General features: G+C 71.7%; 18 protein-coding genes. 10 read left to right on the top strand and 8 right to left on the bottom strand.

Annotated features, from left to right (window positions below; genetic code table 11):
- The 3 genes from VR44_RS11760 to VR44_RS11750 all read right to left on the bottom strand — a co-directional run.
- Window positions 1-357, bottom strand: a 357-nt coding sequence (locus tag VR44_RS11760; RefSeq protein WP_045947388.1) for a catalase, incomplete at its 3' end; no start/stop codon positions are given.
- A 231-nt stretch (window positions 358-588) separates the two neighbouring features.
- Window positions 589-1,488: a 2-hydroxy-3-oxopropionate reductase gene (locus VR44_RS11755; RefSeq protein WP_045947387.1), complete on the bottom strand. Its 900-nt coding sequence runs from the start codon at window positions 1,486-1,488 to the stop codon at window positions 589-591.
- A gap of 71 nt (window positions 1,489-1,559) precedes the next feature.
- Entirely contained in the window at window positions 1,560-2,393 is an 834-nt protein-coding gene (locus VR44_RS11750) for a TIM barrel protein (RefSeq protein ID WP_045947386.1), read from the bottom strand.
- Between the two features lie 125 nt (window positions 2,394-2,518).
- On the opposite strand from VR44_RS11750, the gene VR44_RS11745 reads away from it, so the two are divergent.
- The 7 genes from VR44_RS11745 to VR44_RS11715 all read left to right on the top strand — a co-directional run bounded on the left by VR44_RS11745 (window position 2,519) and on the right by VR44_RS11715 (window position 8,502).
- Window positions 2,519-2,770: a thiamine-binding protein gene (locus tag VR44_RS11745; RefSeq protein ID WP_094191569.1), complete on the top strand. Its 252-nt coding sequence runs from the start codon at window positions 2,519-2,521 to the stop codon at window positions 2,768-2,770.
- Window positions 2,767-3,177, top strand: coding sequence for a helix-turn-helix domain-containing protein (locus VR44_RS11740; protein WP_045947384.1), 411 nt, complete (start codon window positions 2,767-2,769; stop codon window positions 3,175-3,177). The genes VR44_RS11745 and VR44_RS11740 overlap by 4 nt, the downstream gene beginning before the upstream one ends.
- A gap of 154 nt (window positions 3,178-3,331) precedes the next feature.
- On the top strand, window positions 3,332-3,847 hold the full coding sequence (gene uraD / locus VR44_RS11735) for a 2-oxo-4-hydroxy-4-carboxy-5-ureidoimidazoline decarboxylase (protein ID WP_045947383.1): 516 nt from the start codon (window positions 3,332-3,334) through the stop codon (window positions 3,845-3,847).
- A gap of 2 nt (window positions 3,848-3,849) precedes the next feature.
- Window positions 3,850-4,239 carry a hydroxyisourate hydrolase gene (gene uraH / locus VR44_RS11730; protein ID WP_045947382.1) on the top strand — a complete coding sequence of 130 codons (390 nt, stop codon included), beginning with the start codon at window positions 3,850-3,852 and terminating at the stop codon, window positions 4,237-4,239.
- A gap of 1 nt (window position 4,240) precedes the next feature.
- On the top strand, window positions 4,241-5,164 hold the full coding sequence (gene pucL, locus VR44_RS11725; RefSeq protein ID WP_045947381.1) for a factor-independent urate hydroxylase: 924 nt from the start codon (window positions 4,241-4,243) through the stop codon (window positions 5,162-5,164).
- 185 nt (window positions 5,165-5,349) lie between these two features.
- Window positions 5,350-6,753 carry an 8-oxoguanine deaminase gene (locus VR44_RS11720; protein WP_045947380.1) on the top strand — a complete coding sequence of 468 codons (1,404 nt, stop codon included), beginning with the start codon at window positions 5,350-5,352 and terminating at the stop codon, window positions 6,751-6,753.
- Between the two features lie 360 nt (window positions 6,754-7,113).
- Window positions 7,114-8,502, top strand: a complete 1,389-nt coding sequence (locus VR44_RS11715) for a nucleobase:cation symporter-2 family protein (RefSeq protein ID WP_045947379.1) — start codon at window positions 7,114-7,116, stop codon at window positions 8,500-8,502.
- Window positions 8,503-8,659: 157 nt separating this feature from the next.
- Here the strand turns inward: VR44_RS11715 and VR44_RS11710 are convergent, their stop codons facing one another.
- Window positions 8,660-9,733, bottom strand: coding sequence for an Lrp/AsnC family transcriptional regulator (locus tag VR44_RS11710; RefSeq protein ID WP_045947378.1), 1,074 nt, complete (start codon window positions 9,731-9,733; stop codon window positions 8,660-8,662).
- A gap of 145 nt (window positions 9,734-9,878) precedes the next feature.
- On the opposite strand from VR44_RS11710, the gene VR44_RS41130 reads away from it, so the two are divergent.
- On the top strand, window positions 9,879-11,582 hold the full coding sequence (locus VR44_RS41130; protein WP_052713561.1) for a hypothetical protein: 1,704 nt from the start codon (window positions 9,879-9,881) through the stop codon (window positions 11,580-11,582).
- Window positions 11,583-11,724: 142 nt separating this feature from the next.
- Window positions 11,725-12,792 carry a saccharopine dehydrogenase gene (locus tag VR44_RS11700; protein ID WP_045947377.1) on the top strand — a complete coding sequence of 356 codons (1,068 nt, stop codon included), beginning with the start codon at window positions 11,725-11,727 and terminating at the stop codon, window positions 12,790-12,792.
- Between the two features lie 68 nt (window positions 12,793-12,860).
- On the opposite strand, the gene VR44_RS11695 is transcribed toward VR44_RS11700, so the two are convergent.
- The 4 genes from VR44_RS11695 to VR44_RS11680 all read right to left on the bottom strand — a co-directional run bounded on the left by VR44_RS11695 (window position 12,861) and on the right by VR44_RS11680 (window position 17,662).
- Window positions 12,861-13,511, bottom strand: coding sequence for a maltokinase N-terminal cap-like domain-containing protein (locus tag VR44_RS11695; protein WP_045947376.1), 651 nt, complete (start codon window positions 13,509-13,511; stop codon window positions 12,861-12,863).
- 92 nt (window positions 13,512-13,603) lie between these two features.
- Window positions 13,604-14,797, bottom strand: coding sequence for a GDSL-type esterase/lipase family protein (locus VR44_RS11690; RefSeq protein WP_384756263.1), 1,194 nt, complete (start codon window positions 14,795-14,797; stop codon window positions 13,604-13,606).
- Between the two features lie 330 nt (window positions 14,798-15,127).
- Window positions 15,128-16,747 (bottom strand): malate synthase A, encoded by a 1,620-nt coding sequence (gene aceB, locus VR44_RS11685; protein WP_045947374.1) that lies wholly within the window; start codon window positions 16,745-16,747, stop codon window positions 15,128-15,130.
- Window positions 16,748-17,020: 273 nt separating this feature from the next.
- Window positions 17,021-17,662, bottom strand: a complete 642-nt coding sequence (locus VR44_RS11680; RefSeq protein WP_245691708.1) for a nucleotidyltransferase family protein — start codon at window positions 17,660-17,662, stop codon at window positions 17,021-17,023.
- A gap of 252 nt (window positions 17,663-17,914) precedes the next feature.
- On the opposite strand from VR44_RS11680, the gene VR44_RS11670 reads away from it, so the two are divergent.
- Window positions 17,915-18,237, top strand: a 323-nt coding sequence (locus VR44_RS11670; RefSeq protein WP_157880277.1) for a GntR family transcriptional regulator, incomplete at its 3' end; no start/stop codon positions are given.

The raw sequence follows: 18,237 nt of genomic DNA, 5'->3' as shown, positions 1-18,237 counted from the left end.
GTCCTCGGTGTAGAACTTCAGCGCGAAGCCGCGCGGGTCGCGGACGGCGTCCGCGCCACCGAGGGAGTCGGCCACGGTGGAGAACCGCAGGAAGGTCTCGGTCTTCTTGCCGACCTCGGAGAGGAACTTGGCCGAGGTGTAGGCGGTGACGTCGTCGGTCACCTCGAAGTAGCCGTACGCGGCCGAGCCGCGGGCGTGCACCACACGCTCCGGGATGCGCTCACGGTTGAAGCGGGCGAGCTTCTCAAGGAGCTGCTGGTCCTGGATCAGGAGCGGGCCACCGACGCCGGCGGTGGCGGAGTTCTGATTGTCGGCGACCGGGGCGCCGGACTCGGTCGTCAGCGTGCGCTTCGACATGGTGACCTTCCGTACGGGTAACTGCTGACGGAAAGCGTCTTCCGTCATGCGGAGCCTAATTTCGGCCTGAACGCGACGTCAACAGTTTGTTGAAAGAAAGAATGGGGAGGTAATCCGGACGGTGCCGGCGCTTGGGCGCGACAGGACAGGTGTCAGCACCGGCACCATCCGGAAACTCGGGCCCCCGTCAGGCGGGGGGGGTGCGGCCCGGGGGAGCGGGCCGCCGCGGGATCAGACCTGGGCGCCGGAGAGGCGCTCGACCGCGCGGAGCAGCGCGGAGTGGTCCAGGCCGCCGTCACCCTGGGCGCGCAGGGAGGCGACCAGCTGGGCGACGACCGCGCCGACGGGCAGGGCGGCACCGACGTTGCGGGCGGCGTCGGTGACGATGCCCATGTCCTTGTGGTGCAGGTCGATCCGGAAACCGGGCTTGAAGTCGCGGTTCAGGAAGTTGTCCTTCTTGCGGGTCAGGACCGTGGAGCCGGCCAGACCGCCGTTGAGGACGTCGAGCGCCGCCTCCAGGTTCACGCCGGACTTCTCGAGGAAGACGACGGCCTCGGCGCACGCCTGGATGTTCACCGCGACGATGAGCTGGTTGGCGGCCTTCACCGTCTGGCCGGAGCCGTGCGGACCGCACAGGACGATGACCTTGCCGAGGGCCTCGAGGATCGGCAGCGCGGCGTCGAAGTCGGCCTGCTCGCCACCCACCATGATCGACAGGACGGCCTCGATGGCGCCGGCCTCGCCGCCGGACACCGGGGCGTCGATGACGCGGATGCCCTTCTCGGCGGCGTTCTTCGCCAGGTCGATGGAGGTCTGCGGGGTGATCGACGACATGTCGATGATCAGCGCGCCGGACTTGGCGTTCTCGAGGATGCCGTTCGGGCCGTAGTTGATGGCCTCGACCTGCGGGGAGGCGGGCACCATCGTGATGATGACGTCGGCGTCCGCGACGGCCTCGGCGATCGAGCCGGCGGCGGTGCCGCCGGCGGCGGCCAGGCGGTCCAGCTTGTCCTGCTCAAGGGTGAAGCCGGTGACCGAGTAGCCGGCCTTGATCAGGTTCTCGGACATGGGGGAGCCCATGATGCCGAGGCCGATCCAGGCGATCTTCGGGAGCGCAGCGGGGTTGCTCATAATGAGGTCCTTCTATTGATACGTACGAAAAGTGCGAGGGGTGCCTGGGCGTTCGCCCGGACTTTGTCCGCCTACTTGGCGGCGCGGGCCTCGGCCGGCAGCCAGTCGAAGGACGCGGCGGCGTCGGCGGCCTTGTACTCCAGGCCGACAAAGCCCTGGTAGCCGGCCTTCTTGAGCTGGTCGAGGAGGTCCTCGAGGGGCAGCTCGCCGGTGCCGGGGGCACCGCGTCCGGGCTTGTCCGCGATCTGGACGTGCCCGGTCTTGGCGGCGTACTTTTCGATGACCTCGGAGAGGTCCTCATCGTTCATCGCCAGGTGGTACAGGTCGAGGAGGAACTTGGCGTTCCCGAGACCGGTGGCCTCGTTCACCTTGTCCACGATCTCGATCGCGGCCGGCGCGCTCACCAGCGGGTAGAGCGGCGACTCGGGCTTGTTGAGGGTCTCGATCAGGAGGATCGCACCCACGCGGTCGGCGGCCTGGGCCGCGACGACCAGGTTCTTCAGGGCCAGCTCGTCCTGGACGGCCGGGTCCACGCCCTCGACCCGGTTGCCGTACAGGGCGTTGAGCGCCTTGCAGCCGACCGAGGCGGCGAAGTCGGCCGCGACGTTGATGTTGGCGTTGAAGCGGTCCGACTCCTCGCCGGGCACCGAGACCGCGCCGCGGTCCGGGCCGGGGAGCTGGCCGGCGTAGAAGTTCAGGCCCACCAGCTGGGTGCCGGCGTCCTCAAGAGCCTTCTTGAGGGCGTCGAGCTCCTCCTGAGCGGGGGTGGGGGTCTCGATCCAGGGCCACCACAGCTCGACCGCGGTGAAGCCCGCCGCGGCGGCGGCCGCGGGGCGCTCCAGGAGCGGGAGTTCCGTGAAGAGGATCGAAAGGTTCACATCGAAGCGCTGGTCCGAGTATCCCATGAGGGGTGTGCGCTCCTTCCGTATTGCGGAAGTTATTTTCTGCTTGATGGAAGACTGCAAGCCCGGTGTCTCACTTGTCAAGTGCCGACTCCCGAAATCTCACGACCGCCCGGTAGCTTGGCGACGTGCGATTGAGAGTGGAGTTCACGACCGAGCCCTTCGATCTCGAAGAGGCCCCCGCCCACGCCGTGGCCGCCCGCGAGATCATCCAGAAGGCTCAGCTGGACGCGGTCGACGTCGGCCCGTTCGGCAACACCGCCGAGGGCGATTCCGACCGGGTGCTGACCGCGGTGGCCGCGCTGCTGCGCGATTCCCTGGAGGCCGGCGCCACGCGCGTCTCGCTCCAGGTCAACGTGATCGGTGAGGACGGAGCATGACCGAGCCCCGCGACCACCCCTTCGTCACCGCGGTCAAGCCGCTGGTGGACGCGATGGGCGGCGAGCTGATGGACCCCGCGCAGGCCGAGCCCGACGACGTCGTGCTGACCTGGGAGGGCCAGGAGCTCCTGGCCGTGCGCCTGCCGCAGCTCTCCGACTCGCTGGACCACATCCTGGCCGCGCTGGAGCGGCGGCACGGCATGCCGCTGGCGCAGCTCGACCGGAAGTCCAAGCAGGACGTGGTACGCATACTGGAGGCGCGGGGCGCCTTCTCCGTCCGCCACGGCGTGGAAACGGTCGCGGGCGCCCTGGGCGTAAGCCGTTTCACGGTCTACAACTATCTGAACCGGGACTCCGGCGCCCAGAACAAGCCCGCCAAGGCGGCGAAGCAGAACACCCAGGAGTGAGGGACGCTCCACCGACGGTCACGAGCCGCCGCCCGATTCACCCGGGCGGCGGCTTTTGTGTACGAGAAGTTTCAACAAAGTGTTGACGCCGTGTTGCCGAGGGCGTTAGCTATGCGCAGCCCGTCAAAGCAACAACAGGCCACGGAGGCCTACCGTGACTTCGAGCCCGACCCCGGGTCTGACCCGGTTCAACGCCTTGGACGACAGCGCGGCCTCGGCCGAGCTGCACGAGGTGTGCGCCAGCTCGGCGTGGGGGAGCAAGATGCTCGCCCAGCGCCCCTTCGCCACCGCCGACGCCCTGTACGCCGCGAACGAGGCCGCCATGGCGGAGCTCACCGCGGACGACCTGGGCGAGGCGATGGGAGGCCACGCGCCGATCGGCCGGCCGAAGCCGGGAGACCCGACCTCCGCCCGCGAGCAGCGTGGCATGGCCGGTGCCTCGGAGGAGCTCAAGAACGAGCTCCTCGAACTGAACCTGGCCTACCAGGAGAAGTTCGGCCACGTGTTCCTCATCTGCGCCACCGGTGCCACCGGTGAGTTCATGCGGGACGCGGTCAAGGTCCGGATCGACAACTCCGCCGAGCAGGAGCGAGAGATCGCGCGCGGCGAACTGGTGAAGATCAACCGGATCCGTCTGACCCGACTCGTCGAGCTCGCAGAAGGAGAGTGAACATGAGCACCGAGACCACCGCGTCGGTGTCCACGCACATTCTGGACACCAGCATCGGCCGCCCCGCCGAGGGCGTCGCCATCTCCCTGTCGGCCCGCACGGGCCTCGACGGCGAGTGGGTGGCCCTGGGCGGCTCCGCCACCGACGCCGACGGGCGCTGCAAGGACCTGCCGGCCCTGCCGGAGGGCACCACACACGTGCGTCTCGACTTCGAGACCGAGACGTACTTCGAAAAGAAGCAAGCCGAGGCGCAGCAGGACGCCCCCCGCGTAAGGGACAGCGGTGCGTTCTTCCCCGAGGTAACCATCACCTTCGCGGTGAACCCGGGCGAGCACTACCACGTACCGCTGCTGCTCAACCCGTTCGGCTACTCCGTTTACCGAGGGAGCTAGCATGGCCACGATTCTGGGCCAGAACCAGTACGGCAAAGCAGAGAACCGCGTCGTCAAGATCACGCGGGACGGCGACACGCACCACATCAAGGACCTGAACGTCTCGGTCGCCCTCTCCGGCGACATGGACGACGTCCACTACTCCGGCTCGAACGCCAACGTCCTCCCGACGGACACCACCAAGAACACGGTGTACGCGTTCGCCAAGGAGTACGGCATCGAGTCCGCCGAGCAGTTCGGCATCCACCTGGCCCGCTGGTTCGTGAACAGCCAGGAGCCGATCCAGCGCGCGCGCATCCGGATCGAGGAGTACGCCTGGGACCGGATCGCCACCTCGGACGCGAACTCCAAGTTCATCGGCTCCGACGAGGTGAACCACTCCTTCGTCCGCAAGGGCATGGAGACCCGCGTCACCCAGATCACGTACGACGGCCAGAACTGGGAGGTCATCTCCGGCCTCAAGGACCTGATCGTCATGAACTCCACGAACTCCGAGTTCTGGGGTTACGTGAAGGACAAGTACACGACCCTGCAGGAGGCGTACGACCGCATCCTGGCCACCCAGGTGTCGGGCCGCTGGCGCTTCAACTGGTCGGACGACGAGCAGCGGATGCCCAACTGGGAGAAGTCCTACGCCGAGACCAAGAAGCACATGCTCCAGGCCTTCGCGGAGACCTACTCCCTGTCGCTGCAGCAGACCCTGTACCAGATGGGTTCGCGCATCATCAACCACCGTTCGGAGATCGACGAGGTCCGCTTCTCCCTCCCGAACAAGCACCACTTCCTGGTCGACCTCGAGCCCTTCGGTCTCAAGAACGACAACGAGGTCTACTTCGCCGCGGACCGTCCGTACGGTCTGATCGAGGCGACGGTCCTCCGCGACGGCGCTGACGCCCGTATCCCCGTGGACATGACCAACCTCTGAGCAGCGCACGCGCGTCCCGGGGCTCCGCAGTGGCCCCGGGGCGACACCCCACAGCTTCCTGAATCGGCACCCGGACGCATCACACGGGGCGGCAGTACTGTCAGCTGTCAGGCCCCCGGCTCCGGCACTCAAATCCCCAGGGTTTTGCCGTGCCCGCACCGCCACTGAAAGCACGAGGAAGTCCCATGGCAGCATCGGCAGCCCATGACGGCGCCGTAGAGCGCATCGTCATCGAGAACTGTGCGATCGCGACCGTCGACGCCAACGACACCGAGTACGCCTCGGGTCACGTCGTCATCGCAGGCAACAAGATCGAGTTCGTCGGTGCGGGCAAGGCCCCCGAGAACCTCGACAACGTCGTCCGCCGCATCGACGGCACCGGGCACCTCGTGACCCCCGGTCTGGTCAACACGCACCACCACTTCTACCAGTGGATCACGCGTGGCCTCGCCACCGACCACAACCTCTTCAACTGGCTCGTCGCGCTGTACCCGACCTGGGCGCGCATCGACGAGCAGATGGCGTACTCGGCGGCCCAGGGCTCCCTGGCCGCGATGGCCCGCGGCGGTGTCACCACCGCGATGGACCACCACTACGTCTACCCCAAGAACTCCGGCGACCTCTCCGGCGCGATCATCCGCGCCGCGTCCGAGATGGGCGTCCGCTTCACCCTCGCCCGTGGCTCCATGGACCGCAGCGAGAAGGACGGCGGCCTGCCGCCGGACCACGCCGTCGAGACCCTCGAGGGCGCCCTCGCGGACACCGAGGCGACGATCAAGAAGTACCACGACGCCTCCTTCGACGCGATGACCCAGGTCGCCGTCGCCCCCTGCTCCCCCTTCTCGGTCTCCACCGAGCTGCTGAAGCAGGGCGCCGAGCTGGCCCGCCGCCTCGGTGTGCGCATGCACACGCACGGCTCGGAGACCGTCGAAGAGGAGAAGTTCTGCCACGAGCTCTTCGGCATGGGCCCGACCGACTACTTCGAGTCGACCGGCTGGCTCGGTGAGGACGTGTGGATGGCGCACAGCGTCCACATGAACGACTCCGACATCGCCGCGTTCGCCCGGACCAAGACCGGTGTCGCGCACTGCCCCTCCTCCAACGCCCGTCTGGCCGCCGGCATCGCCCGCGTCCCGGACATGCTGGCCGCCGGCGTCCCGGTCGGCCTCGGCGTGGACGGCACCGCCTCCAACGAGTCCGGCGAGCTGCACACCGAGCTGCGCAACGCGCTGCTGATCAACCGCCTGAACCCGGTGCACCGCGAGGCCGCGCTCAACGCCCGCCAGTCGCTGCGCCTGGGCACCTACGGCGGCGCCCAGGTCCTCGGCCGCGCCGACAACATCGGTTCGCTGGAGGTCGGCAAGTGCGCCGACCTGGTCCTGTGGAACCTGAACACCTTCCTGCACTCCTCGATCGCCGACCCGGTCACCGCCCTCGTCTTCGGTGCGGCCGCCCCGGTCACCGCCTCGTTCGTCAACGGCAAGCAGATCGTCGAGAACAACCGGCTGCTCTTCGCGGACGAGGACGCCATCGCGGTGTCCACCCGCGCGGAGGCCCAGCGCCTGGCGCGGATCTCCGCGCAGGGCTGATCCCCACGGAGTCCGGCCGGGGGGGACGGCCCCCGGCCGGCCGCCGCGGACCCGAGCGGGGTCCGCGGCAGCCGTTCCCGGGAAGCGCCCGAGGAGAGATCCGACGGCGCCCCCGGGGCGGTGACTCGTGACACCCCCTCCCCGCACAGCGCGTCACCCGCGCCACTGCCACGGCACCCCCAGCCCCGACCGGGCTGGAACCACCGCGTGGAACCGGTTTTTGGGCGAATCGATTCCGCACCCCTTGGGACAGAGAAGCAGCTCCACCCACAACTCCATACAGGCTCGACCAGCACGCTTTCGCACCACCTCCCTGACACCCACGTCCCTGCCGACGTGTTTAACCGACCGGAGGAAGCCGTGGCCGATGCGCCCAGGTTCCGCAAAGATGCAGTCGCAGTACCGGACGAGAAGCACCCGGTCGACGAGACCCTGCCTCCGTTCAAGATGTTCACCAGCGGCCTCCAGCACGTGGCCGCCATGTACGCGGGTGTCGTGGCCCCGCCCATGATCGTCGGCCCCGCCGTGGGCCTCTCCGCCACCGAGACCGCCTTCCTGATGGGCGCGTCCCTCTTCACCGCAGGGCTCGCCACCCTCCTCCAGACCCTCGGGATCTGGAAGATCGGCGCCAAACTCCCCTTCGTCAACGGCGTCTCCTTCGCCGGTGTGACCCCGATGATCGCCATCGGCAAGGGGCAGGGGCACGACGCCGTTCCCGTCATCTTCGGCGCGATCATCGTCGCCGGACTGGTCGGCTTCCTCGCCGCCCCCTACTTCGGCCGGCTCGTCCGGTTCTTCCCGCCGGTGGTCACCGGCACCGTCATCACCCTGATCGGCGTCTCGCTGCTCCCCGTGGCCTTCAACTGGTCGCAGGGCGGCAACCGCACCGCCGCCGACTACGGCTCCATGAAGAACATCGGCATGGCCGCCCTCACCCTGGTGATCGTCCTGGCCATGCGCAAGTTCCTGCGCGGCTTCCTCCAGCAGATCTCCATCCTGCTCGGCCTGGTCGCGGGCACCCTCGTCGCGATACCGCTGGGCATGGCGAACTTCGACGCCGTCCGGAACGCGGACCTCGTCGGCTTCCCGACCCCCTTCCACTTCGGCGCCCCCCAGTTCCAGGTCGCCGCGATCATCTCGATGTGCATCGTGATGCTGGTCTGCATGACCGAGTCCACCGCCGACATCCTGGCCCTGGGCAAGATCGTGGGCCGCCCGGCGGACGCGAAGACCATCGAGGGGGGCCTGCGCGCCGACACCCTCGGCAGCGCGCTCAGCCCCCTGTTCAACGGGTTCATGTGCAGCGCCTTCGCGCAGAACATCGGACTCGTCGCGATGACCAAGGTCCGCAGCCGCTTCGTCGTCGCCGCGGGCGGCGGCATCCTGATCCTGCTGGGCCTGTGTCCGGTGGCCGCCTCCGTCATCGGGGTCGTCCCGCTGCCCGTCCTCGGCGGCGCCGGCATCGTGCTCTTCGGCTCGGTCGCGGCCAGCGGCATCCAGACCCTGGCGGGCGCGGCCATGGAGAAGGGCGAGAACGCCCTGATCGTCGCCGCCTCGGTCGGCATCGGCCTGATCCCGATCGCCGCGCCGAACTTCTACCACGCCTTCCCCAAGGACCTGCTGGTCGTCCTCGACTCCGGCATCAGCACCGGCTGCGTGGTCGCGATCCTGCTCAATCTGGCCTTCAACCACCTCGGTTCCAGGAAGACGGCGGCGGAACCCGCGGCGGAGCCGGCCTTCGTGCACTGAAGCCGGAGCCCCGAGGCCCGGAGCCCCCGATCCGTACCCGCGCCCCCGGCCGGCGTGCGGCGGTGCGTACGCCACCCACTGCGGGTGTGGCGTACGTGCCGCCGCCCGCCCGCCGGGGGCGGCCCGTCGGCCCCGCGTCCGGGCCCCGGCCCCCGTGTCAGGTCCGGTCCGGGACGCCCGGTGCCGGGTCCGTCCAGATGTCCGGCCGGACCGTCCGCAGCCGCCGCCCCGTCTGGTCCAGCTCCTGCGCCTCCGACTTGCGCACGTGCAGCGCCACCGCGGAGTCGGTGATCCGCAGCCCCGGCAGCCGCCGGGACAGGTCGGCGGTGTAGCGGGCCAGCCCCTCGATGGTCCGCAGCCGCGCGCTGATCATGAAGTTCCAGGTGCCGCTCACGGACATGCAGGTCCGCGTCTCGCGCAGCCCCGCCGCCACCGCCGCGCAGTCGGCCACCTCGTGCTCGCGCACCTCGGCCCACAAGGTCGCCGACACCGGCCAGCCGGACAGCCCCGAGGCCATCGCACAGCTGTAGCGCAGGCTCTGCCCCGCCTCCAGCCGGCTCAGCCGGCGCCGTACGGTCGACTCGCTCATCCCCGACTCCCGCGCCAGCGAGGCCACGCTGCGCCGCCCGTCCGCGGCCAGCGCCATCATCAGCGGCCGGTCCTCCTCGGCCACCGGCGCCACCGGCGGCGCCGCCCCGGCCGCCCCCGGCGCGCCCGCGTTCCGGCGGGTACGCCCGGTCAGCAGGGCGGCCTGCGCCGGGGACAGGTGGTCCATCCGCCAGCGATCGGGAGCCGAGTGCACCGCGGTGACCATCGAGGACCGGGTCCCGGTCACCCCCGGGATCCGCTGCACCCGGAACGACAGGTACCGGAACAGCATGTGCAGGTCCGGTACGGCCACGAAGGCCAACAGGTCACGGCCGCCGGTGCTGTGCTCCACGCCCATCGTGTGCGCGTCACCCGCCAGGGCCGCGCCCACCGCCGGAGAGGTGCCCGCCGCGCACATCACCTCGACCCACGCCATACAGGGCGCCTGGCTCCCCGTCCGCAGCCCCAGCCCCGACACCCAGGCCTCCCCGGCGGACGTCATCCGCTCCCAGCGGCGGGCCAGGGTCTCCGGGCGCGCGCCGAGCACCGGCGCAAGCCGCTCCCAGCTGGCGCGGGGCGCGAGCTGCAGGGCGTGGACGAGCGCACGATCGGTGTCGTCAATGGTGGAAATGGCCGAGTTCATACTTACCCCTGGCGGTTTTCCCGGCCGCGGACCGGTTAACCGGACTTTCGACTGATCATCTCTCTTCATGCGCCGTACCGCCGCACCGGGCGGTCGTGCCCGAGGGGACCGACGTGCGCAGCCCCAGAGAGCAGCGGGAGGACGTATGGGGGAGCGCGGCTCGAGCGCGCGTCAAGCGCTGCCCGCCGAGCTGTCCAGCCTCGTCGGGCGGGCCGCCGAAGTGGCCCGTGCCCTGGCCCTGCTGGCCGCGGAACGCCTGGTCACGATCACAGGGCCGGCCGGGATGGGCAAGACCCGGATCGCCCTGCGGACCGTCCGCGAGCTCTGCGGCGCGAGCGGGGCCGACGTCGTGTGGGCCGATCCGTCCCGGCTGCGCTCCTCCGCCGCGGCCGCCGGGGCCGCCGAGCTGGGCGAGGGGTTCGAGGGGCGCGAGGTGCTGCTGGTCCTCGACGGCTGCGAGCAGCTGGGCGAACGGGCCGGGGAGCTCGTGGGGGAGCTGCTCGCACGGTGGCCGAGGGTACGCATTCTGGCCACATCGCAGCGGATCCTCGGCGTGGTGGGGGAGGCCCTGCTCGCCGTCGGCCCGCTGACCCTGCCCGCCGCCCCCGAGGACCCCGACGAGCCCTGTCCGGTGGCCCGGGTGGCCGCGTCCGACGCCGTACGGCTCTACGTGGAGCGGGCGCGCGGGGCCGACCCCCGTTTCGAGCTCACCGAGCACAACGCCGGGGCCGTCGCCGCCCTGTGCGTCGCCCTCGACGGGATACCCGCCGCGCTGGAGCTGGCCCCGGCCCTGCTGGCGGAGCCCGGAGCGGCCGGCCGCTACCGGCTGCCGCTGACCGTACGGGCCTACGCGGCCCGGCGCCTCGCCCGCGATCCGCGGGGGGACGGGGCCACCGTCGTCCGCCGCCACCACGAGCGCTGCCGGATCACCGCCGAACGAGCCGCGCAGCTGTGGCGTTCGGGGGCGCAGCTGGAGGCCCGCGCCTTGGCCCTGCGGGAACTGCCCGAGCTGCGGCTGGCGATGGACCCGCGGTCGCCGGCCGGTCCGGCCGGTGCGCTGGAGATCGCCGTGTCGCTGTGGTTCCTCTGGTCGGCCTGCGGGCTGGTGGAGGAGGGGCGCGGGCACCTGGAGCGGGCTCTGGCCCGGCACCCGGCGCCCCGGCCGGCCCGGGCCCTGTGGCTGGCTTCCTGGCTGGTGGCGAGCGTCGGCGAGGCCTCGGCGGCCGATCCGCTGCTGGTGGAGGCCTGGGCCACGGCCGTGCAGGAGGGGGAGGACACCGTCCTGGCCTACCTCGCGCACGTCCGCGGCACCGCCGCCCTGTGGCGGGACCGCCCGGACGAGGCCGCCGAGGAGTACCGGGACGCCCTCGGACTGCTGCCGGCGGAGCCCGAGTTCGGGCCGGGACGGCGGGCCCTGGAGTCCGCCCTGGCCATGGCCCTCGCGTACACCGACCCGGCGGCCGTGCCCTTCCGCGCCGGGGCCTCCGACGGCCCCGACCTGTGGGCGCGCTCCTGGGCGGGCTACGCCCAGGCCCTGCTCCAGCGCCGCGAGGGCCGCCCCGCGCTGGCCCGTACCTGGCTGCTGCGTTCCCTGGAGGCCCAGTTCGCCCTGGGAGACCGGCTGGGCCAGGCCCTCTCGGTGGAGCTGCTGGCCCAGCTGGAGGCCGACCTGGGCCGCTACGAGCCGGCCGCCCGGCTGCTCGGCTCCGTCTCGGGATACCGCCCGACCTCCGCCTGCCCGCCGCGCGCCGAGCGGACCCTGCGGCTGCGGCTGACCCCGGAGGCCTTCCGGGCGGCCCACGCGGAGGGCGCCCGGACCCCGCTGCGGCGGCTCCTGCCGGAGCTGTGAGGCCCGGGAGGCCCGGCGGGGCGCGGGGTGTCAGGGGGTCGGGAGTTGCCGCCCCGATCCGGCGTACGGCGTAAAGGACGCGGAAAGACATCGCTTGAGCGCTGGCTCGCCCCACCCCTCTGACCGGACAGGTGGTACAGCGATGGCCGACACCCCGCAGCTGTGGATGCGCAGCGAGACCCGACCCACCGAACGGCGCGCGCCGCTGACCCCCGACGACGCCGGGCTCCTCGTACGGCAGGGCGTACGGATCACCGTGGAGGATTCCGGCCACCGCGTCTTCCCGCTCGACGCGTACGCCGCCGCCGGCTGCCGCACCGCCCCGGCCGGCTCCTGGGCGCAGGCCGCGCCGGGGTCGGCGTACGTCCTCGGCCTCAAGGAGCTCCCGCCCGCGCCCGAGGCCCTGCACCACCGGCACGTGTACTTCGGGCACGCCTACAAGGGGCAGCCCCAGGCGCCCGGCCTGCTGCGGCGGTTCGCCGCGGGCGGCGGGACCCTGCTCGACCTGGAGTACCTGGCCGACGCCCAGGGCCGCCGGCTGGCCGCCTTCGGCTACTGGGCCGGGTACGCGGGCGCCGCCCTGGCCGCCCTGCAGGCGCGCGGCCGGCTCACCGCCCCCCTGGTCCCGACGCCCCGGCCGGAGCTGGACGCCCGCCTGCGGGACGCGCCGGCCGACGGGTTACGGGCCCTGGTGATCGGCGCGGAAGGCCGCAGCGGGCGCGGCGCCTGCGACGCCCTCACCACCGCCGGGATCGCGGTCACCCGCTGGGGGCGCGGGGCGACCCGCCGACTGGACCGGGCCGCGCTGCTCGACCACGACATCCTGGTCAACGCGGTGCTCACCACCCGGCCCGTGCCGCCCTTCCTGACCCCCGCCGACCTGGAGAGCGGGACCGGCCGGCTCTCGGTGATCGCCGACATCACCTGTGACACCGGATCGGAGCTGCACCTGCTGCCCGTATACGACCGGCTCACCGACTGGACGGCCCCGGCCCGGCGGCTGCGCGGGGGCGCCCGGCCGGTCGACGTGATCGCCATCGACAACCTGCCCTCGCTGCTCCCGGCCGAGGCGGCCCGGGCCTTCTCGGCGGACCTGCTGCCCAAACTGGTCGACCTGCACTCCCCGGCCCCGGACCCGGACTGGCTGCGCTGCCGGGCGGCCTTCACCACCGCGATGGAGGCCCTGACCGGCCCGGACCGGGCGGCGTAGCCCGTACGGCGGACGTCGGGCGGCGGGCGGCGCGGCCCGGCCCGTGGAGCACGCTCCGCCGACCCGGCTCAGCCTTCCCGCAGTACGGCGAAGGCCCCGCGCGGCCGCGTCCCGTCGGGCAGTTCCCAGCCGGCGGTGACCCGGCCGAGCGCGCCGGGGACGGTCCGGCCGGCCTCCAGCACGCGCAGCAGCTCCAGCCCGAGCCGCCGCCCGCCCGCCTCCACCACCAGACGGGTGCCCTCCGGCCCGTCCTCCACGCCCACCACCGCCGCCCCGCCCGGCAGGGCGTCCTCGGCGGTCTCGGGGACGACGGTCGGGTCGGGGACGCCGGTCTCGCTCTGGTGCTGCGGTGCGGCCTCGCCCCGCAGGAGGGCGAGCAGCCGCCCGGTGAGCACCGGGTCGTGGGCCCCGTCGTAGATCCAGCGGGTGCCGAGCACCCCGTGCTCGGACGTGCCGATCAGTCCCTCCTCGGCGCCTTCGAGCGGGGCCCCGCGGTAGGTGAGCGGTACGAGGTAGGCGACGGGCCCGGCGCCGGAGGAGTCGGTGACCACCATGAACTCGATGCCCACCTCGCCCTCCGGGTCGTCGATCCGGAACCCGCCGGCCCTGGCCAGGTCCGGCGCCGCGGACGCGCCGGCGTACCAGGGCCGGGCCGGGAGCCAGCCGGCGAGGAGCTCCAGCTTGCCGGGCTTCATGGTGGTGCGGTGGATGACGGCCATCTCCGGTCAACTTCCTTCGGTGGTACGGGTTTCCCCGAGGGGGCGGGCGGTCACGACCTGATCATGACAGCCCGCCCCCGGTCCTCACCGCATTACGGCGTGGACGTGAGGTACATCCCGCTCTGGTCGCCACCGGCGGTGTTCTTGCAGCTGGAGGCCGAGTCCGCGGGCTGCGCCACGGCCAGGGCCAGGCAGCGGCCGAGGGCCAGCTGGCCGAAGTGGTTCGGGTGCATGGACTCCTGGACCAGGCCCTGCGTCTCGTTGTTGTCGATCCAGCGGGCCCACTCGCTGGTCTTCGCCGACGCGGGGACCGTCGAGGTGACCTGCTTGCTGGCCTTGGCGCAGACCTCGCGGCCCTGCATCATGTCGCGCAGGTCCAGGAACTGGGTGCCCTTGGCCGCCGCGACCTGCTTGAGGCGGTCCGCGAGCTGCGGCACCAGGGAGTCGCGGGCCCAGTCCGAGTCACGGTTCCAGAAGGGACAGCCGCCGCTGTTGAGCCGGCTCCAGTCGCTCTGGGTGTACCGGTTCTCGGCGCCGCGCGGGATCGGCGAGGGGTAGGACTGGAGCACGATGCGGTACGAGGAGTCCGTGTACCCGGCCTGGCGCATCACGGCCCGGATCTCGTCGACCGACTTGCCGACGTTGGCCATCACCCCGTCGATCTTCGCGTCGACGCCCGCCTGCTGGTCGTCGTAGCAGTACGAGTTCCAGAGCACGAAGTCGAGCGCGCACTCCTTGATGATGTCGGCGAAGCCCAGGTCGTTCCCGCCGACGGAGAGCGCGATGACCTTCACGTTGCGGCTCGCGGCCACGGCCGCCAGCTGGTCGGCCTGCGGGGCCTCGCCCTTGTACGACACGCCCCCGTTGGAGGCGCGGAAGACGTTCTGCGAGGTCGCCCCGGAGCAGGCCAGGTTCACGGCCGTCTCGGCGACCGCGCCCGCGCTCAGCACCTCGGCCGAGTCCGAGCGGTCACAGCCGCCGGCCGTGGTGCCGTACACCTTCGCGGGGTCGTAGGTGCTGCCACTGACCCACGCCCGGTCAGTGCCGTTCCTGCTCCCGCTGTTGGTCAGGCTGTTGCCCTTCCAGCGCCCGGCCTCGCCGGAGATGTAGCTGTCGCCCATGGACACGACGGCGGTGGGACCCGTCCCGGGCCCGGCCGCCGCCGGCCCGGCCCCGCCGAAGAGCAGCGCGCCGGCGGCGAGCGGTACGACCATCCCGGCACCGGCCAGCCGTCGCACACGGCGTCGGGCGGCCCGGTCCTTGCCGGCCTTGCGGAATCCGATCACTGCGGAACTCCTGCGGTCGGCCACGCCGAAGTTGCCGACAACTTCGGTGCGTGGCTTGGAAAGTGGGGGTACCGCCGGCGCCGGTGGCATCGGAAAGGTGGCACGGGCCCACTTGTTACCGCTAGGTACAGTCGGATTACGATGACGTAACGCCCGACCGGTCGGTCGGGCGCGGGGAGGGGCTGCCGGTGCGGTCCGGCGCGGACCGGGGCGCGGCTGCGGCAGTTGGGGGCGGCCGCGCGGTTTCGCAGCCGCGCACGCCGCGCACTTCACGGGCAAAGGGCCGTGGGCGTGGGTTCGGCCGCTGTGCGGTTCAGCCGAAGCGGGGTGTCAGCCGATCAGCTGGTCGTACGCGGGGAGGGTGAGGAAGTCCGCGTAGTCGGCGTCCAGGGAGACCTGGAGGAACAGGTCGTGGGCCTGCTGCCACTTTCCGGCCGCGAAGGCCTCGTCGCCGACCTCGGCGCGGATCGCCTCGAGCTCCTCGGTGGCGAAGGCGCGGGTGAGTTCGGCGGTGGCGCGCTCGCCGTTCTCGAAGACGACTCCGGCGTTGATCCACTGCCAGATCTGGGAGCGCGAGATCTCGGCGGTGGCGGCGTCCTCCATGAGGCCGAAGATGCCGACGGCGCCCAGGCCGCGCAGCCAGGCCTCGATGTAGCGGATGCCGACCTGGACGGCGTTGCGCAGGCCCTCGTAGGTGGGCCGGGCGTCCAGGGAGTCGATCGCGATCAGGTCGCCGGGGGCGACGGAGACGTCCTCGCGGAGGCGGTCCTTCTGGTTGGGCTTGTCGCCCAGGACGGCGTCGAAGGAGGCCATCGCGATCGGGACCAGGTCGGGGTGGGCGACCCAGGAGCCGTCGAAGCCGTCGCCGGCCTCGCGGTCCTTGTCGGCCCGGACCTTCTCGAAGGCGATCCGGTTGGCCTCGGCGTCCTTGCGGGACGGGATGAAGGCCGCCATGCCGCCGATGGCGTGCGCGCCGCGCTTGTGGCAGGTGCGGACGAGCAGTTCGGTGTAGGCGCGCATGAAGGGGGCCGTCATGGTCACCGCGTTGCGGTCCGGCAGGACGAACTTCTCGCCGCCGTCGCGGAAGTTCTTCACGATGGAGAACAGGTAGTCCCAGCGGCCCGCGTTGAGGCCCGCCGCGTGGTCCTTGAGCTCGAAGAGGATCTCTTCCATCTCGTAGGCCGCGGTGATGGTCTCGATCAGGACGGTGGCGCGGACGGTGCCCTGCGGGATGCCGACGTAGTCCTGGGCGAAGACGAAGATCTCGTTCCAGAGGCGGGCCTCCAGGTGCGACTCCGTCTTCGGGAGGTAGAAGTACGGGCCCTTGCCGAGGTCGATCAGGCGCTGGGCGTTGTGGAAGAAGTACAGGCCGAAGTCCACGAGGGAGCCGGAGGCCGGGCCGCCCTCGAAGCTGAGGTGGCGCTCCTCCAGGTGCCAGCCGCGCGGGCGCATGACCACGGTGGCGAGCTGGTCGTTGGGCTTGAGGGCGTAGGCCTTGCCGGTGCGCGCGTCCGTGAAGTCGATGCGGCGCTCGTAGGCGTCGATGAGGTTGAGCTGGCCGAGGACCACGTTCTCCCAGGTGGGAGCCGAGGCGTCCTCGAAGTCGGCGAGCCAGACCTTGGCGCCCGAGTTCAGGGCGTTGATGGTCATCTTGCGGTCGGTGGGACCGGTGATCTCCACGCGGCGGTCGTTCAGGGCGGCCGGGGCCGGCGCGACCTTCCAGTCGCCCTCGCGGACCTGTGCGGTGTCCGGGAGGAAGTCGAGCGTGGAGGTGCGGGCGATCTCGGCGCGCCGCTCGCCGCGTCGGGCGAGGAGCTCGGCGCGGCGGGGGGCGAACCGCCGGTGGAGCTCGGCCACGAAGGCGAGGGCCGCATCGGTGAGGACCTCGTCCTGCCGGGGCAGGGGCTCGGCGTCGACGATGGCCAGCGGGGACGGCGCTGGTGCGGACATATCTGTCACTCCTTCAGCGGCGGTGCCTTGCGGCCGCGGGGAATGCTCGCGCGAGACGGCACGCAGTGCCGCCGGGTGTGGAGAGTTCCGTGTAACGGTCGCCGGCGCCGTCTGGGGGTTCAGGGCGCTTCTGACCAGTGGATAGTAATTTCCTCATGGTGGAAGTTCAATGGTTTGTTGATGTCGAGATTCTCTGAGTCGACAGATTCCATTTGCCTGTGGCCCTCAGTGCCATCGCGGTCACACCCCGCTCAGGCCCCGGCTCCGCGCGGCTCAGCCGAGTCGTGCCAGGTCGGGCGGGGTGTCGATGTCGAAGGCGGCCGCGACGTCCCCGCACTCCACCAGGATGAGCTCGTCGGCGTGGTTCTTCAGGTGGACCCGCGCGCCCTGGTCCCCGGTCGCCGTGGCCGTGATGTCCGCCCAGCGGTCCGCCCCGAACAGCACCGGATGCCCGCGTTCCCCGTCGTACGCGGCCGCCACCAGACTGGCCGGGGAACGGTACGCCGCCCGCACCCGGGCCACGGCCGCCGGCCCGATGCCCGGCTGGTCCACCAGGGACACCAGCGCCGCACCGGCCCCCGTGCCGGCCAGCGAGGCCAGGCCCACCCGCAGGGAGGAGCCCATGCCCTCGGCCCAGTCCGGGTTGTCCACGACCACGCACCCCGCCAGGTCGGCGCGCTCGCGGACCTCGGCCGCCGAGGCGCCGAGCACCACGTGCACCGGGCCGCAGCCCGCCTCGCGCAGCACGCGCACGGCGTTCTCGACGAGCGGGCGGCCGCGGTAGGGGAGCAGGGCCTTGGGGCGCCCGCCGAGCCGCCGCCCGCCGCCGGCGGCGAGGAGCAGGCCCGCGATCACCGGGGGTGCGGCGGCGTTCACCGGGGGAGCGGGCGGGGACGTGTGTTCGGCTGCTGACATGGGAGCGATTCTCGCGCCCTCCTCGCCCGTACGGGTGAGTACCGCGCGAGCAGACGCCGTACGGGGTCCAGCGCGGCCCCGATCCGCAGGGGCGCGGAGATCCGGTTCTCGGCGGCCGCCAGCAGCGCCCGTTCGTCACGGTCGGTGAACACCTCGTACGGCATCCTGGACTCTCCTTGCCAATGGGGGGCCAATACCGCGAGTCTGGACCCGGATTGGCCTGGCTGGCAGAGCCAATCAGGGGAGGTTGGCATGGCGAACGGGCGAGAGGTCCACAGAGTGGTCCATACGGCGGACCGGACGGTCGGCAGCCGCCGGCTCGCGGCGATGCTCCCGGCCGAGGTACTGGCCCGCCCGGGCTACCGCTCCCTCGCCGACGCCCTGCGCACGCTGATCCTCGACGGGCGGATCGCCCTGCACGTCCGGCTGCCCGCCGAGCGCGAGCTCGCCGAGGCCGTCGGAGCCAGCCGCGCCACCGTCACCGGCGCCTATGACCTGCTGCGCCAGAGCGGCTACGTCCGCAGCCGGCGCGGCTCCGGCACCTGGACCGAACTCCCCGAGGGACACGGCCCGGT

The sequence above is a fragment of the Streptomyces katrae genome (genome assembly GCF_000966975.1).
GTDB classification, from domain to species: Bacteria; Actinomycetota; Actinomycetes; order Streptomycetales; family Streptomycetaceae; genus Streptomyces; species Streptomyces katrae.
Note: the sequence above shows the minus strand (reverse complement) of the source record. Positions and strands in the feature narration are given on the sequence as shown.